Raw genomic sequence first — 15,471 nt, forward strand, 5'->3', positions numbered from 1 at the left:
CTTGCTGTCCCTTTTCCCCGTGTTCGCTCGGATTGGGGATCCACGGTCACTCAGGGCACGCAAAACAACCCTCTTATCGGTCTCCCCAACCAGCACATCGTGGGCTTAACTTATGTGCCATGACCTCCCCCCGCTCCACTTATGGTGGCGGCTACTACTCCGCCTCTTTCCCGGACACCCCGATCTACGACTCGCTCGTGGCCGAGCGGGGCACTCCGCAGATCGCTCCGATCCGGGTCCCCGCCGCGTACGACATGCCCGGCAGCCAGCTGCCCGCGCTGCCGTCCGCCCTGCCCGCCCTCCCGGCGGCGCCGTCCCAGCCCTCCTACGGCTACCCGCACATGCAGCAGCCCGTCCCGATGCAGCAGGCGCCCACGGCCTACATCCCGCAGCAGGCCACCGCGCCGCGCGGCTACCCCGGTCCGCAGCCGCAGCAGCCCCGCCCGTCGGTGCCCCAGAACATGGGCTACGAGGCGATGCGCCCCGCGGCTCCCCGGCCCGCCCCGGCGCCCTACCAGGATCCGTACAACAACCAGCAGTACCGCGGTTACTGATCCCGCCGGGGGATGTCGGCGCCTGCTGGCAGGATGTCCCCATGGGGAACGCGGAACTGCAGTCGATACACGTCCATCCGGTCAAGGCGTTCCGTGGCCTGGCGCTGCGGGAAGCCGTCGTGGAGCCCTGGGGGCTGGCCGGAGACCGGCGCTGGGTGCTGATCGACGACGGGGGAAAGGTCGTCACCCAGCGCGAGCAGCCGCGCCTCGCCCTGGCCGCCGCCGAGCCCGTGCCCGGCGGCGGCCTTCGGCTGTCCGCGCCCGGCCTCGACCCGCTGACGGTCGCCGTCCCGGCCGCCGTCGACACGGTGACCGTGGACATCTTCGGCACCGAGGTGGAGGCCGTGCCCGCCGGCGCCGCCGCCCACACCTGGTGCACTTCCTACGTCGGCGCCGACGTGCGGCTGATGTACATGGACGACCCGGCCGTGCGCCGCCCGGTCGACCCCGAGTACGCGGTGCCCGGTGAGACCGTCTCGTTCGCCGACGGCTTCCCGCTGCTGCTCACCACCACCGCCTCGCTGGACGCCCTCAACTCCCTGCTGGCGCAGGGCGCGCACGCCCACGAGGGCCCGCTGCCCATGAACCGCTTCCGGCCCAACGTGGTCGTGACGGGCACGGAGCCATGGGCCGAGGACGGCTGGTCCCGCATCGCGATCGGCGAGGTCGTCCTGCGGGTGGCCAAGCCGAGCGGACGGTGCGTCGTCACCACCACCGACCAGGACACCGCCGTACGCGGCAAGGAGCCCCTGCGCACCCTCGGCCGGCACCGCCGCTTCGGCAAGCAGCTGGTCTTCGGCCAGAACCTGGTGCCCCTCTCCCCCGGCACCATCCGTGTGGGCGACCCGGTCCGCGTGCTCGACGATCCGCTCTCCTGACCCGGATCTCCCCGCTTCGCCTTCCAGCTCCCCTGCTCCCGGTCGAGTCCGGCCGGATCCGGCACGCCGCGGGGGAACCCTTCGCCGGGGACCGCTCGTTGGGAGGACGAGAGGTTCCTGAGAACCGCCGGTGGGAGGTGATTTCCCTCTCTCTTCCACCGGGTTCTCCGGTGAACGGCTCCGGACGGAGTTATCACGGAGCGGGAAGGGGGTGCGGGACGATGGTGCGAGCGATCCGCGGGCTGTGGCGCTGGCGGCGCAATCCGTTGCGCCGCGGGACGGATCTGGCGGAGGGCTGGGTGGCCCTGACGGCCCTGCTGCTGATCCTTGTGGCCGCGCCGGTGGCCGGCACCCTCGCAGGCAGAGCCGCCGACGGCGCCCTGCAGCGGTCGGTCCGCGACCAGCGGCACACGCGCTACGAGGTGGCGGCCACCGTGGACCACGAGGTGGAGCGCTCCCCGCTGGAGGCGAACCCGGATCTGGCCGCCGGGCGCGACACCCGCAGCCGGGTCCTCGCCGAATGGCGGGGCCCGGACGGCAGCGACCACCACGGCCCGATCATGACGACGCTGAAGTCCCCGGAACACGGTGACCACTTCACGATATGGACGGACCGGCACGGCGACCTCGCGGCCCGTCCCCTGGACTCCACCACCGCGACCACGCACGCCGTGCTCGCCGGCATCGGCACGGCCCTGGCGGTGGGCTGCCTCATCGCGGCGGTCAGACGGCTGATCGTCTGGCGCATGGTCCGCCGCCGCTACGCCCACTGGGACCGGGCCTGGCTGCGGGCCGGCCCCGACTGGGGCCGGACGGGCGCCGGCAGCTGACCGCGTTCCGCCTCCGGTCAACTCACCGGCCCCGCGCACGCTACGGTGGACCGGCCGAGCTCTTCGGCAACATCCCGCGTGTGAGGGAGCCGCAGGGGTGCGCCCCGACGGCGAACGAGCCACAGGTACGACGAGGTGGGGGCACAGCAACGCCATGGCACAGGGCACGGTCCAGGTGACGCACACCGGCACATCGCGGTGGCGGCGCCGCACGGGTGAGTACGCGTCGCTCGCCGCCGCCCTGGAGGCCGCGGCCGACGGGGACGTCCTCACCATCGCCCCCGGCACCTACCGGGAGAACCTCGTCGTACAGCGGGCGGTGACGTTGCGCGGTCCGGAGGGCTCCCCGGGCAGCGTGCGCATCGCGCCCGTGGACGGAGTGCCGTTGACGGTGCGGGCCTCGGCCGTGGTGCAGGACCTGCATGTGGAGGGCCAGGACTCGGCGGCGCCCGCCCTGCTGGTGGAGGAGGGCACGCCGGAGCTCAAGGACATCCGGATCGTGACGCGTTCGGCGGCCGGACTGGAGGTCCGCGGCGGCGCGCGGCCCACGGTGCGGCGGCTGACCGTGGACAACCCGGCCGGTGTCGGAATCGCCGTCGTCGACGGTGGCGGCGGGGTGTTCGAGGACTGCGAGGTGGTCGCCGCCGGGCAGGCGGGCGTCGCGGTGCGCGGTGGCGCCCATCCGCGTCTGGAACGCTGCCGTGTGCACCACGCCTCCGGCGCCGGGCTGTCCGCCACCGGCGACGGCTCCGCCCTGGAGGCCGTGGGGTGCGAGGTGTACGAGGTGCGCGGCACCGGGGTGCAGATCACCGGCCGGGCCACCGCCCATCTCACCGACTGCGACGTGCACCGCACCACCTCCGACGGGGTCACGCTGGACACCGACGCGGTGGTCACCCTGGCCGACTGCCGGCTGCACGACATCCCGGAGAACGCGGTCGATCTGCGCTCGCGTTCGGTGCTCACGCTCACCCGCACGTCGGTGCGGCAGTTCGGCCGCAACGGCCTGTCAGTGTGGGACCCGGGCACCCGGGTGGACGCCAACCAGTGCGAGATCTTCGACAGCACCGGCGACTACCCGGCCGTGTGGGTCAGCGACGGCGCGACCGCCGTGCTGGACTCCTGCCGGGTGCACGACGTCCCCGACGCGCTGTTCGTCCTCGACCGGGGTTCGCGCGTGGACGTCGTCGACAGCGACCTGTTCCAGGTGCGCAACACCGCCGTGTCGGTCAGCGACGGCGCCACCGCGCAGCTCGACGACTGCCGGATCCGGGACGCGGCGACCGGGGCGTGGTTCCGCGACCACGGCAGCGGTGGCACGCTCAACTCCTGCACGGTGGGGGGCACCCAGACCGGTGTGATCGTCACCAAGGGCGCGGACCCGACCATCGAGCGGTGCACGGTCGACTCCCCCGCCGAGGCCGGTTTCTACGTCTCGGCGGGCGGCCGCGGCAGCTTCCTCGGCTGCCGTGTGTCGGGCAGCGACGGCTACGGCTTCCATGTGATCGACGGCTGCCGTACGACGCTGAAGAAGTGCCGGACGGAGCGCTGCGCGCGCGGGGGCTACGAGTTCGCCGACGGCGGCCCGGACGCCGGTTCGGGGACGGGGCCGCTGGTCGAGGACTGCACCAGCGACGAGAGCGCGAGCCTGCGGCCGCCGGTGGTGCGGGAGGCGGCCGTGCAGTCGGTGAACGGCTCGACCGGGCTGCTCGGCGCGGTCCCGGACCAGCGCGCCGCAGCCCCCGAGCCGCCCGCCGCCGAGCACCCCGCGCAGCCGGTGCGCACCAGCAAGGACGTGCTCGGTGAACTCGACGCGCTGGTGGGCCTGGAGAGCGTCAAGCGGGAGGTCCGTGCGCTCACCGACATGATCGAGGTGGGCCGGCGCCGCCGGGAGGCCGGGCTGAAGGCGGCCTCCGTCAAACGGCATCTGGTCTTCACCGGCTCCCCCGGCACGGGCAAGACGACGGTCGCCCGCCTGTACGGCGAGATCCTCGCCTCCCTCGGCGTGCTGGACAAGGGCCATCTGGTCGAGGTGTCCCGCGTCGACCTGGTGGGTGAGCACATCGGCTCCACGGCGATCCGTACCCAGGAGGCGTTCGAACGGGCGCGCGGCGGGGTGCTGTTCATCGACGAGGCGTACGCGCTCTCCCCCGAGGACGGTGGGCGGGACTTCGGCAAAGAGGCCATCGACACGCTGGTGAAACTGATGGAGGACCACCGTGACGCGGTGGTCGTGATCGTCGCCGGCTACACCGCGGAGATGGAACGCTTCCTGTCGGTCAACCCAGGGGTCGCGTCCCGTTTCTCACGGACCATCACCTTCAGCGACTACGGCTCCGACGAGTTGCTGCGGATCGTGGAGCAGCAGGCGGAGGAGCACGAGTACCGGCTGGCGCCGGGCACGGCCGAGGCGCTGCTGAAGTACTTCACGGCGATCCCCAAGGGTGCGGCGTTCGGCAACGGGCGCACGGCGCGGCAGACGTTCGAGGCGATGGTGGAGCGGCACGCCGGCCGGGTGGCGCACCTGGCCGAGCCCGACACCGACGACCTGACGCTGTTGTACCCGGAGGACCTGCCGGACCTGCCCTGACTCCGCCGCCGCTCAGGTGCTCTCCGCGGTTCGTTCGCCGTCCTGCGGCCGCTGGGATGGCACCCCGGGCGCGCCGGATGTCTCGGGGTCCCCCGCGCTGTCCGCCGCGGTGGGCTCCGACGGCTGCAACCGGGCCAGCAGCCGCCGTCGTTCCTCGGCGAAGGCCGGGTCGGCCTGGTAGTCGGAGTGGCCGAGGATCGGTGCGGGCAGCGGATGCAGGGCGGTCCGGCCGTAGGACAGGGGGTCCTTCAGGGGCGCCCGGTCGACCTCGGGCCCGCAGTCGTCGGTGAGCCGCACCGGGCCGCCGATGGGGTCGGTGAGCCGGTACAGGTTGCGCCAGCGGTCGATGTCCTGGTGGAGCGAGCTGAGAGCGGCCGGCCCGAAGTGGGCGGGGAACCAGCGGCCGTAGAGGCGCTCGATCGGGGAGCCGTAGGTCAGCAGCGCCACGCGGCGGCGGGCGGACGGCGGCAGCTGCCAGGCCGCGGCCGCGGCGAGCACGCTGCCCTGGGAGTGCCCGGAGATCACCAGCCGGCCGCCGGTGGCACGGGTCCAGGTGGCCATCCGCCAGGTGAGGTCGGGCACCGCGCGCTCGGCGTAGCAGGGCGGCGCGAAGGGGTGCGCTGCGCGCGGCCAGAAGGTGCCGACGTCCCACAGGATGCCGATGGTGCGCCGGGCGGAGGGGTCCTTGTAGGCGCGCCGGCCCCAGGTGACGAACAGCAGGAAGCCGAGCCCTATCAGCCAGGAGCCGAGCGCCTGCACGGTCTCTGCGGCGCCCTGCACGAACGGGTGCGCGTCCCGCGCGGCACCCGCCGGGGTCCTCCCGCTGCCCAGCGCGCCCACGAGGGCCGCGGCGCCGAGCAGCAGCGTGGTGACGGAGGTGATCGCGACGATCCGCGGTCCGCGGTCGGTGAGCGAGGCCAGCGCGCGCACGGTGGCGATACGGCGGGTGAGGGCCGTGTCGCCGGCCGCGCCGGGGTAATCGCGCTGGACGGCGGGCATCTCGGCGCGGCGCAACTGCCAGGCGCGGTGGGCGAGCCAGCCGCACAGCGCGAGCACCACCAGGACCATGGGCGGGATGACGGAGGCCTGCCAGGTGAGCAGTACGGGCGGGCCGGGGATCGAGGCGCCGGTGCCGTCCAGCCAGTCGGCGACCCGCTGGGAGACGCCGCCGGACATCACGCCGCCCAGGGCGCAGGCGAGCATCGCCACGGCGGGTCCGCCGAGGCCGCGCATCGCGGCGCGCCGGTCGGGCCGGGTGCGGTGCAGCAGATGGGCGACCACGCCGAGGACGACGACGAGCAGACTCTGGACGAGGGTGATGCCGCCGAACGTGGCGTTGCCCGGCAGCCGCCCGGCGGACTGCCAGCCCGGCCGTTCCCAGCCGGTGTACACCGCGGCGGCGAGCAGGAGCAGCAGTGCGGCCAGCGGCAGCCACCGTACGAGAGGGGCATCCAGGGCCCGGTCCGGGCGGCGTTCGCTGCGGCCGCGGCGGCACACCACCCATACGACGGTGACCGCTCCGGCCACGACAGCGCCCTCCAGCAGCCGCCCGAGCAGGTCCAGGACGGCGGGTCCGCCCGGCCGCCGGTCGAAGCGTGCCGCCGCCGCGGTCAGGGCGGCGGCGACGGTGAGCAGTCCGGCGGCGGTGTGCGCGGCGCGCAGCCGGGCGACGAGGCGGCGGCCGTACCAGAAGCCGGGCCGGCTCAGGGCGGTGCGGCCGACCGCCTCGTCGGGCTCGACGGGGCGGTCCATCGGTTCGGTGGACTCGTAGGCGTTCCAGGTGCGCAGGGAGAGGTACCACAGCAGTCCGGTCAGCGCGGTGGGGACGAGGGCGGCGAGCGCGAGCCGTCGTCCCGGGCGGCTCCACCAGCCGCCGGCGGACTCGGTGGGTGACAGGAAGCCGAGCCAGGAGTGTCGTCGTGCGCACGCGTGCGTGCCCGCGCACTGCCAGGCGGCGAGGTCCAGGGCCACCTCGCAGGCGGCCGCCACCAGCAGGACGGTCAGGGTCAGTCCGGCGAGTCGCACGAGCAGGCCGTACAGGCGCACGGCGCGGCGGCGGCCGTGGGCGGTGGGGCGCATCCAGTGGGCGAGGTTGACCACCATGAACGGCAGGAGCAGCAGCCACAGGGCGCGGGTGCCGTTGCCGGAGGTGAGGTTGCACCACACGTACGCCTCGGGCACCGGTTTGCCGCGCTGGTCGGCCGGGCGTTGCTCGGCGTCCACGTCGTCGGCGCGCCGGAAGACGGCGGCCGTGTCGTCGCCGGTGATCCGTACCGTGCGCGGATCGCCCAGCATCTTCTCGGGTGTGGCGCCCCCGACTCCGTGGACGAGGAGTTCCAGGGCTGTCGTCTGCGCGCGTTCCACTGTCCGCACTTCCCCCGCTGTGCCGTCGTCGGCTGTGTCGTGCCGGCACAAGGATCTCCGTTCGCGGCGGACCGTACACCCTCCGTCACGGAATCTCCGCGATCCGTGTTCTGGCGGACCGTGCCGTGGCCCGGGTCGCATGTGCGCGACGGGCCGGGTGGGGTGGCGCGCCGTACAGGGCGACGTGCGAGGATGGGACGTCCGCACACCCGGGCGGGGGCCGGTTCCTCGCCGCGGCGGGTGCGCCGGGCGGGTCGGAGCAGACGGCGGTGTGAGGCGAAAGGACCGGAGCGTCACGTGAGTGAGAATCAGAACCTCCTCGCGGAGCAGCGGCGCGCCCTGATCGTGGACGAGGTCCGGCGCCGGGGCGGGGTCCGGGTGAACGAGCTGACCCGCAAGCTCGGCGTGTCGGACATGACGGTCCGCCGCGACCTGGACGCGCTGGCCCGGCAGGGTGTGCTGGAGAAGGTGCACGGCGGCGCGGTGCCGGTGGTCGAGGCGAGCACGCACGAGCCGGGGTTCGAGGCCAAGTCGGGCCTGGAGCTGACGGCGAAGGAGGACATCGCGCGGGCGGCGGCCGAACTGGTCGCGCCGGGCAGCGCGATCGCCCTGTCGGGCGGTACGACGACGTATGCGCTGGCGCACCGGCTGCTGGACGTGCCGGATCTGACCGTGGTGACCAACTCGGTGCGGGTGGCGGACGTCTTCCACGCGGCGCAGCGCACCTCCGGCCCGCGCCAGGGGGCGGCCACGGTGGTGCTCACCGGTGGCGTACGCACCCCGTCCGACTCGCTCGTGGGGCCGGTCGCCGACCAGGCGATCGCCGCGCTCCATTTCGACGTGCTGTTCCTCGGGGTGCACGGGATATCGGTGGAGGCCGGGCTGTCGACGCCGAACCTCGCGGAGGCGGAGACCAACCGGCGCCTGGTGCAGTCGGCGCGGCGGGTCGTCGTGGTCGCCGACCACACCAAGTGGGGCACGGTGGGCCTGAGTTCGTTCGCGAAGCTGGAGCAGGTCGACACCTGGGTGACCGATGCCGGGCTGCCGCGCGAGGCGCGCGCGGAGATCGCGGAGCATGTGGGGCTGGTCGTCGCGGGCGAGCCCGACCGTGATCGGGCCCCGGACCAGGACGGCGAGCCCGAGCAGGCCACTGACAACTGACGGCCCGCCGCTTGCCGTTGACCCGAAGCGGGAGGTGCAAGGGGAGTCGCACCCATGGGGCTCGCCTTCTGCGCGGGGTGGGCTCCGGCTTCCCGTACACCGCCGAGGCGCGGCGTGTCTTCGCGCGGGAGGTCACGGCCGCACGGTCTACCGAGCGCCGGCCCGGCCGTTCGACGACGGCGAGCGACCGGAGGTGCGGCTGCGGGGTGGGTCCGCTCCCGCCCCAGCGGCCCGCCCTGGTCCGGCACGGGTTTCCGGGACGCGGTCGAGGCGCTGCGCCGCCGGCTGACGGGCTGACGTCGCCGTAAGCGGAGAGCGATGTCGTACCCACCCTCTAGGCTCGCCGCATGAGCGTGTCCCTTTACTATCGCGCCTGCCGTGAGGGGCCTTTGACCGAGGCCGAGAGAGCCGGGATCGAGCGCACGGTGCAGGCCCACCTGGCGTCGTTCCCGTACGACGACGAGGAGAGTTTGTATCTGTACACCGACGTGCGCAGCGAGCCCGACGAGATACTCGCCGGGTCGACCAAGATGCCGAGCGATCCCAGCCGGCTGCTACCGGTGATCGAGCATGTGCTGGGCTCGCTGACCGAGCTGCGTCGGGCGGTGCCGGACGCCGCCTGGGGCGTGCACCTCGACGATGTCGACGTGCCGTGGGACGAGGAGGAGGGCTATGCCCTGCCGGGCATGCGGGACGAGGGCCTGATCGCGGAACTCGGCGATCTTTGACCCCCGTCGGGAACGGCCGCTCAGCCCGGCCACACCCCCGTCGCCAGCAGGGAGTCGATGGCGGTGGTGTACGGGACGATGTCCAGGCCCTGTTCCGCGAGCCAGGTGTCGGAGTAGTACTTGTCGAGGTAGCGGTCGCCGGGGTCGCACAGCAGGGTGACGACGCTGCCGTGGCGGCCCTGGGCGACCATCTCGGCGACGATCTTCAGGGCGCTCCACAGGCCGGTGCCCGTCGAGCCGCCCGCCTTGCGGCCGATGGCCCGCTCCAGGGCGCGTACGGCGGCGACGGAGGCCGCGTCGGGGACCTTCATCATGCGGTCGACCGCGCCGGGCACGAAGCTCGGCTCCATGCGCGGCCTGCCGATGCCCTCGATCCGTGACCCGCAGTCGCAGGTGACGTCCGGATCACCGGTGGTCCAGCCCTCGAAGAAGCAGGAGTTCTCCGGGTCGGCGACGCAGATCCGGGTGTCGAACTGCATGTAGTGGACGTAACGTGCGATGGTCGCGGACGTGCCGCCCGTGCCGGCGGTGGCGACGATCCACGCCGGCTCCGGGAACCGCTCCAACTCCAGCTGGCGGAAGATGGACTCGGCGATGTTGTTGTTGCCGCGCCAGTCCGTGGCCCGTTCGGCGTAGGTGAACTGGTCCATGTAGTGGCCGCCGGTCTCCGCCGCGAGACGGGCGGACTCCTCGTACATGGTGCGCGGGTCGTCCACGAAATGGCACCGGCCGCCGTGGAATTCGATCAGGCGGATCTTCTCGGCGCTCGTCGTACGCGGCATCACCGCGACGAACGGCACGCCGATCAGCTTGGCGAAATACGCCTCGGACACGGCGGTGGACCCACTGGACGCCTCGATCACCGGGCGGTCCGGGCGGATCCAGCCGTTGCACAGGCCGTAGAGGAAGAGCGAGCGGGCGAGGCGGTGCTTGAGGCTGCCGGTGGGGTGGGTCGACTCGTCCTTGAGGTAGAGGTCGATGCCCCAGTGCTCGGGCAGCGGGAAGCGCAGCAGGTGGGTGTCGGCCGAGCGGTTGTGGTCGGCCTGGACCTTGCGGACGGCTTCTTTCAGCCAGTCGCGGTAGGTGGTGTCGCTGCGGTCGACGTCCAGGGTCGCGCCGGCCGGGGTGTGCTCGATGGTGCTCACGACGGTGCTCCTCACACTTCGCGCCGACGGCGCGTCGCGCGGCCGACACCCCGATGATAGGCACCGCTCGCACCACTTCTCACCTGCATAAACACCTCTTTGGGCGGCTCAAAGCAGCGCTGGGGCACGTGTGTGCGAGGCCACCGAGGCACAGGCCGGGTGAGCGCGCTGTGACGTGGGGGGCGCATTCGGTCAGTGCGCCGGGACGCGCTGTCGCACCCTGGTGTTCGGCGCGGCGCGCGGGCAGACTGCCGGACGTGACGAGGCCCACAGTCCCGGGTCGTACGGGACAGGGGCCACGTGTGCCCGGCGGGGCGCGCCCGGATCACCACACGCGCAAGGGGGGCAGGTCGGCATGGCGGAGCCGGAGTTCACGGCCACGGACGTGCGGATCGGCAGGAGACCGCGGTCGCTCATCCGGGCCGCACGGGTCCGGATCAGCGGCGCCCGGCCGGAGTTGCTCATCCGTCGGAGCAGCCGGTTCGCCCGTCCCCCGGTGCGCCCGGTCAGCTGTGGCACGACGCACGTACACGCGTCGGCCGAAGCCGCCGGGCATGGTGGGTGAGCACGTGGCGCAGTCGACCGGTCGCCGCGAGTTGCGGGACGACACCCCTTGCGCCACGCTGTTCACACGTCACTTAGGGTTTACCGGCGATAACGCTGCGAACCAGCCCGCCGGCCACGACAGCAGGCGACAGTGTCACGCAGGCGTCCTGCTGAAGATCCGTACTCCGTGTTCTTCCGGACCTCACGTCGGGGAGTCGCAGCCGTGATCAGTTACCCGAGCAGGCACTGCACGGTGGAGCTCCAAGCCCTGCCGTCGCGGATCGGCCAAGTCCGCAGAATCGTATCTGCGCAGTTGCGTTACTGGCATCTGGATCCCCTCATCGACCGGGCGACGCTCGGTGTGACGGAGTTGCTCACCAACGTCCACCAGCACGCCGAGCCCGACAAGACATGCACCGTGGAGATAGAGCTGATGCTGGACCGGCTCGTCGTCTCCGTCCGCGACCGCGACCCGCGCCTCCCGGTCGTGGACGCCACCCATTCGGCGGACACGGACGCCACCTGCGGGCGGGGCCTCTCCATGGTCGCCGCCGTCAGCGAGAGCTGGGGGGCGCGCCCCGAGGGCGAGGACGGCAAGGTCGTCTGGTTCACCCTGCCCGCGCCCTCGGCCCGCAGCCGGCCGGAGCGCACCCCGCAGCCGACGGCCGCGACTGCGCCCCGGTTCGTCGAGGTCGCCGTCGAATCCGTGGGCCCGGTGACCCCTGTTGCCCCTGTGGCATCCGTGGCGCCGGTGGTCGACGAGCCCGCGCCGGCGCACGCGCACGCTCCCGCCCGGTCGGCCGTTGTCGGCTGACCGGGCGGTGAGGGGCGCGGCGCCGCGCGGACCCGTGTTCCGCGTGGCGCCGCCGTATCGCTCGACAGCGCCGCCGCGTCACCCGACGACGCCGCCACCTCCCGGGAGGGCGCTCTCCGTCACCCGGCGACGGCGCCGCCCCGATCGCTCGCGTCCCCGTCTCACTCGGTGGCGATCGCCCGCAGGACGTCCAGCCGGGCGGCTCGGCGGGCCGGCCTGAGTCCCGCCAGGGCTCCGGCCGCGAGGCCGACCAGCGCGACCACGGCGAGCTGGGCGGGCGGCAGGGCGAAGGCGAACGCGCTGTCCGACGCGCCGTCGGAGGCCTGGACCAGCACCCAGCCGAGGAAGGCGCCGAGGCCGAGCCCGCCGACCGTGCCGAAGGCGGCGACCAGCACCGACTCCCAGCGCACCATGGCCCGCAGCCGGCCGCGGGTCTGACCGACGGCCCGCAGCAGCCCCAGTTCGCGGGTGCGCTCGTGGATCGCCAGCGTCAGCGTGTTGGCGATGCCCAGCAGGGCGATCAGCACCGCGAGCGCGAGCAGCGCGTAGACCAGGGTGAGCATCATGTCGATCCCGCCCGCCGAGGACTGGGCGTACTCGTCGCGGGTCTGCACCTCGGGGTCGCCGTACTGTGCGGCGACCTTCTGCACGGCGGCCTTGCCCGTGCCCGCGCTCACGCCGTCCCTGAAGGAGACGGCGACCAGGGTGTCGGAGTCCTGGGTGCGATGCGGGGCCCAGGCGGCGCGGGTGATGACGTAGTCGCCGGCGAGTTCGGACTGCCCGTAGACCGCGCGGACGATGAAGGGCTGCTTCCGGCCGTCGGTGAAGGCGAGTTCGGCGGTGTCACCGGGCTTCAGTCCCTGCCGGTCGGCCTCCGCGCGGGTGACGGCGATGCCGTCGCCGCCCAGGTCGCGCAGGTCGCCGCGCACGGTGCCGAGGTCGAAGGTGCGGGCGAGGGCGACCGGATCGGTCACGGTCAGCGCCCGTCCCTCGCCGTCGACCTGGGCCACTCCCCTGCCGAGCCCGACGGCCGTGTCCACCTCGGGCAGCCGGGCGATCGCGGGCGCCAGCTTCGGGCTGAGCCCGCTGCCACCCGCCCCGAAGGACGGGGTGCTGACGGCGACGTCACCGGCGAAGGAGCGGGAGACCGTCTGGTCCATGGTGGCTTTCAGCGAGGCGCCGAAGACGGTGAACAGGGACACCACCGCCACGCCGATCATCAGCGCCCCCGCGGTGGCCGCGGTCCGCTTCGGGCTGCGCAGCGCGTTGCGCCGGGCCAGGGCGCCGGTCACCCCGCGCAGCCGGTCGAGCGGGCTGCCGAGGAGGCGTACGGCGATGCCGGCGGCGACCGGTCCGAGGACGACGAACGCGGCCAGGGCCAGGACGGCGCCCGCGCCCGCGAGCCACACCGACGGCGCGAGCAGCACTCCGGTGAGCGTCGCGGCGGCAGCCAGGACGATCAGTCCGGCGCCGGCGAGGGCACGCGGCCGGGAGGCGCCGGAGGTGTCGACGGCCGTCTCCCGCAGGGCGGCCAGCGGCGCGGTGCGCCCGGCGCGCACGGCGGGCAGCAGCGCGGAGCCGAGGCACACCAGGACACCGGCCACCAGTGGCAGCGCCATCGACAGCGTACGGATCACCAGGCCGCCGTCCGGGAAAGGGAACCCGATGGCCGGGAACAGCGCCTGCAGCCCGGCGGCGATGCCGACGCCGCCCGCGAGTCCGGCGAGCGAGGCGGTCACGGCGACGGCGCTCGCCTCGGCGAGGGTCGTGGCGGTGACCTGACGGCGTGAGGCGCCGAGCGCGCGCAGCAGGGCGTTCTCGCGGGTGCGCTGGGCGACGACGATCGCGAAGGTGTTGTGGATGGAGAAGGTCGCGACCAGCAGGGCGACACCGGAGAAGACCAGGAGGAAAGTGGTGAAGACGGTCAGGAACTGGCTGGAGATCATGTCCGTGTTCTCCTGTGCCGATTCCTGCCCGGTGATGGCTTCGACGCCACGCGGCAGCACGGGCGTCAGCCGCTCGACGAGCTGACGCTCGCTCACCCCGGCCTCGGCCCGCACCTGGATGCTCGCGGCCCGGCCGGGCCGAGCGGTGAGGTACTTCTCCGCATCGGACTGCGTCATCCCGGTGAACGTCACCTGCGCCATGCCGTCCGCGCCGCCGAACGTCGCGAGGCCCACGATCCGCACCCGCACGGGGTCGGGGGTGCGCAGCACGGTGGTGTCGCCGAGGTGCAGGCCGCCCTTCTCGGCGGCGCCCCGGTTGACGACGACCTCGCCGGAGTGGTGCGGGACACGGCCCTCGGCGAGCCGGTAGGGGTTGAGCTGCGGGTCGCTGATCCAGTTGCCCGCCAGGGTGGGCGGGCCCTGGCCGCCGACGGGCTTGCCGTCGCTGCCGACGAGCTGGCCGGCGCCCTGGATGTTCGGCGCGGCCGCGGCCACCCCTGGCACGCCCTCGATCCGCTTCACCAGGTCGGTTCGGACGGGTTGCCGTACGCCCTGGCTCTCGCCGGGCGTGGTGATGGCGTCGGCGCTGCGGACCACGGCGTCGGTGCCGGCGGTGGCGCTGCCGAACATGGAGTCGAAGCTGGCGCGCAGTGTGTCGCCCATGACCAGGGTCCCGGCGAGGAACGCCACGCCGAGGAAGACGGCGAGGAAGGTGCCGGCGAAGCGGCGCTTGTGGGCGCGCAGGGAGGACACGCTCAGGCGTGCGGCGGCGTTCACGAGGGGACCTCGAAGGCTTTCATGCGGTCCAGCACATGGTCGGCGGTCGGGTTTTGCATCCGGTCGACCAGGCGGCCGTCGGCGAGGAAGACGACCTCGTCGGCGTGGGCGGCGGCCACCGGGTCGTGGGTGACCATCACGACGGTGCGGTCCATGGTGCGCACGGCCCGGCCGAGCAGGCCGAGCACCTCGCCGCCGGAGCGGGAGTCGAGGTTGCCGGTCGGCTCGTCGGCGAAGACGACCTCGGGCCGGCCTGCGAACGCCCGTGCCACGGCGACGCGTTGCTGCTGGCCGCCGGAGAGCTCGGCCGGGCGGTGGTGGAGCCGGTCGCGCAGCCCGACGACGTCGATCAGCGCGTCGATCCACTCCGTCTCGCCGCGGGTGCCGGCGAGGTCGAGCGGCAGGGTGATGTTCTCGGCGACGGTCAGGGTCGGCACCAGGTTGAACGCCTGGAAGACGAAGCCGACCCGGTCGCGGCGCAGCAGGGTCAGCCGGCGGTCGTCGAGGCCGGCGAGGTCGGTGTCGCCGATGTGGGCGGAGCCGGAGGTGAGGGTGTCGAGGCCGGCCGCGCAGTGCATCAGGGTGGACTTGCCGGAGCCGGAGGGCCCCATGATCGCGGTGAAGCGTCCGGCCGGGAAGGCCACGCTCACCCCGTCCAGGGCCCTGACGGCGGTGTCGCCGCTGCCGTACACCTTGACGGCGTCGACGACCCGGGCGGCCGTCCGCACGGCGGTGGTGGTCGTCATGCCGCACCGCCCTTGCGGCCGAACTGCTCGTCCAGGACGGACAGCCGGCGCCAGTACTCGTCCTCGTCGATCTCGCCGGCGGCGAAGCGGCGGCCGAGCAGGGTCAGGGGCGAGGGGTCGTCGGCGGCGGGCGGCCGCCAGGGGCCGCGCCGACCGCCGCGCCAGGCGGTGCGGCGCAGCAGCGCGATGCCGCCGCCGATGACCAGCGCCCAGATCACCGGGAAGAGCAGGATCCACGGGCCGGGCCCGCCGTCGCCGAAGTGCGCCAGGGTCTGCATGGTCGGTCATCTCCTCGGAAGTACGTGTCCTTGCGGTGTGCTTCCGAGCGTCGCCCCGGCACCCCTCCCCGGTCGTCGTACGGCCGGCGGCAGTTGCGCGTACCTCTCCGGGAG

At 73.4% G+C, this 15,471-nt stretch carries 12 protein-coding genes; 7 read left to right on the top strand and 5 right to left on the bottom strand.

All coding sequences use genetic code 11. From position 1 onward, the window contains the following. The first annotated feature begins 119 nt into the window (after positions 1-119). The 4 genes from ACF1GV_RS19125 to ACF1GV_RS19140 all read left to right on the top strand — a co-directional run bounded on the left by ACF1GV_RS19125 (position 120) and on the right by ACF1GV_RS19140 (position 4,852). Positions 120-554: a DUF6643 family protein gene (locus ACF1GV_RS19125; RefSeq protein WP_391682091.1), complete on the top strand. Its 435-nt coding sequence runs from the start codon at positions 120-122 to the stop codon at positions 552-554. 41 nt (positions 555-595) lie between these two features. Then, a complete protein-coding gene (locus tag ACF1GV_RS19130) occupies positions 596-1,432 on the top strand; it encodes an MOSC domain-containing protein (RefSeq protein WP_391682094.1) in 837 nt (278 codons plus the stop codon). Positions 1,433-1,656: 224 nt separating this feature from the next. Continuing rightward, positions 1,657-2,262 carry a hypothetical protein gene (locus ACF1GV_RS19135; RefSeq protein ID WP_391682942.1) on the top strand — a complete coding sequence of 202 codons (606 nt, stop codon included), beginning with the start codon at positions 1,657-1,659 and terminating at the stop codon, positions 2,260-2,262. 154 nt (positions 2,263-2,416) lie between these two features. Then, positions 2,417-4,852, top strand: a complete 2,436-nt coding sequence (locus ACF1GV_RS19140) for a right-handed parallel beta-helix repeat-containing protein (protein ID WP_391682097.1) — start codon at positions 2,417-2,419, stop codon at positions 4,850-4,852. A gap of 12 nt (positions 4,853-4,864) precedes the next feature. Here ACF1GV_RS19140 and ACF1GV_RS19145 read toward each other — a convergent pair whose 3' ends face one another. Beyond that, on the bottom strand, positions 4,865-7,225 hold the full coding sequence (locus ACF1GV_RS19145; protein ID WP_391682100.1) for a hypothetical protein: 2,361 nt from the start codon (positions 7,223-7,225) through the stop codon (positions 4,865-4,867). A gap of 288 nt (positions 7,226-7,513) precedes the next feature. Between ACF1GV_RS19145 and ACF1GV_RS19150 the strand changes: the two genes are divergently transcribed. Then, positions 7,514-8,377, top strand: coding sequence for a DeoR/GlpR family DNA-binding transcription regulator (locus ACF1GV_RS19150; RefSeq protein ID WP_391682103.1), 864 nt, complete (start codon positions 7,514-7,516; stop codon positions 8,375-8,377). Between the two features lie 347 nt (positions 8,378-8,724). Continuing rightward, complete coding sequence (locus ACF1GV_RS19155; protein ID WP_391682105.1) at positions 8,725-9,105, top strand: hypothetical protein; 381 nt, start codon at positions 8,725-8,727, stop codon at positions 9,103-9,105. A gap of 20 nt (positions 9,106-9,125) precedes the next feature. On the opposite strand, the gene ACF1GV_RS19160 is transcribed toward ACF1GV_RS19155, so the two are convergent. Then, positions 9,126-10,250: a PLP-dependent cysteine synthase family protein gene (locus tag ACF1GV_RS19160; RefSeq protein ID WP_391682107.1), complete on the bottom strand. Its 1,125-nt coding sequence runs from the start codon at positions 10,248-10,250 to the stop codon at positions 9,126-9,128. A gap of 769 nt (positions 10,251-11,019) precedes the next feature. Here ACF1GV_RS19160 and ACF1GV_RS19165 point away from each other — a divergent pair. Next, a complete protein-coding gene (locus ACF1GV_RS19165) occupies positions 11,020-11,610 on the top strand; it encodes an ATP-binding protein (protein WP_391682110.1) in 591 nt (196 codons plus the stop codon). A gap of 161 nt (positions 11,611-11,771) precedes the next feature. On the opposite strand, the gene ACF1GV_RS19170 is transcribed toward ACF1GV_RS19165, so the two are convergent. From ACF1GV_RS19170 to ACF1GV_RS19180, 3 genes are read right to left on the bottom strand one after another with little or no spacing between them, the layout of a single operon-like run. After that, positions 11,772-14,333, bottom strand: coding sequence for an ABC transporter permease (locus tag ACF1GV_RS19170; RefSeq protein WP_391682112.1), 2,562 nt, complete (start codon positions 14,331-14,333; stop codon positions 11,772-11,774). After that, the gene (locus ACF1GV_RS19175; protein WP_391682114.1) at positions 14,330-15,079 is read right to left on the bottom strand and encodes an ABC transporter ATP-binding protein; all 750 of its coding nucleotides are present in this window, start codon (positions 15,077-15,079) and stop codon (positions 14,330-14,332) included. The genes ACF1GV_RS19170 and ACF1GV_RS19175 overlap by 4 nt, the downstream gene beginning before the upstream one ends. Beyond that, positions 15,076-15,357 carry an SHOCT domain-containing protein gene (locus ACF1GV_RS19180; protein WP_391682117.1) on the bottom strand — a complete coding sequence of 94 codons (282 nt, stop codon included), beginning with the start codon at positions 15,355-15,357 and terminating at the stop codon, positions 15,076-15,078. Before ACF1GV_RS19180 ends, ACF1GV_RS19175 begins: the two co-directional genes overlap by 4 nt. Between the last annotated feature and the right edge of the window lie 114 nt (positions 15,358-15,471).

Origin of the sequence: Streptomyces sp. NPDC014006 (assembly GCF_043088925.1) — a bacterium.
Lineage (GTDB): Bacteria > Actinomycetota > Actinomycetes > Streptomycetales > Streptomycetaceae > Streptomyces.

Excerpts from the sequence above, each read along its gene's own strand:
- ACF1GV_RS19180 (WP_391682117.1), bottom strand. The coding sequence starts at position 15,357 with ATGCAGACCCTGGCGCACTTCGGCGACGGCGGGCCCGGCCCGTGGATC.
- ACF1GV_RS19175 (WP_391682114.1), bottom strand. The coding sequence starts at position 15,079 with ATGACGACCACCACCGCCGTGCGGACGGCCGCCCGGGTCGTCGACGCC.
- ACF1GV_RS19140 (WP_391682097.1), top strand. The coding sequence starts at position 2,417 with ATGGCACAGGGCACGGTCCAGGTGACGCACACCGGCACATCGCGGTGG.
- ACF1GV_RS19130 (WP_391682094.1), top strand. The coding sequence starts at position 596 with ATGGGGAACGCGGAACTGCAGTCGATACACGTCCATCCGGTCAAGGCG.
- ACF1GV_RS19155 (WP_391682105.1), top strand. The coding sequence starts at position 8,725 with ATGAGCGTGTCCCTTTACTATCGCGCCTGCCGTGAGGGGCCTTTGACC.
- ACF1GV_RS19125 (WP_391682091.1), top strand. The coding sequence starts at position 120 with ATGACCTCCCCCCGCTCCACTTATGGTGGCGGCTACTACTCCGCCTCT.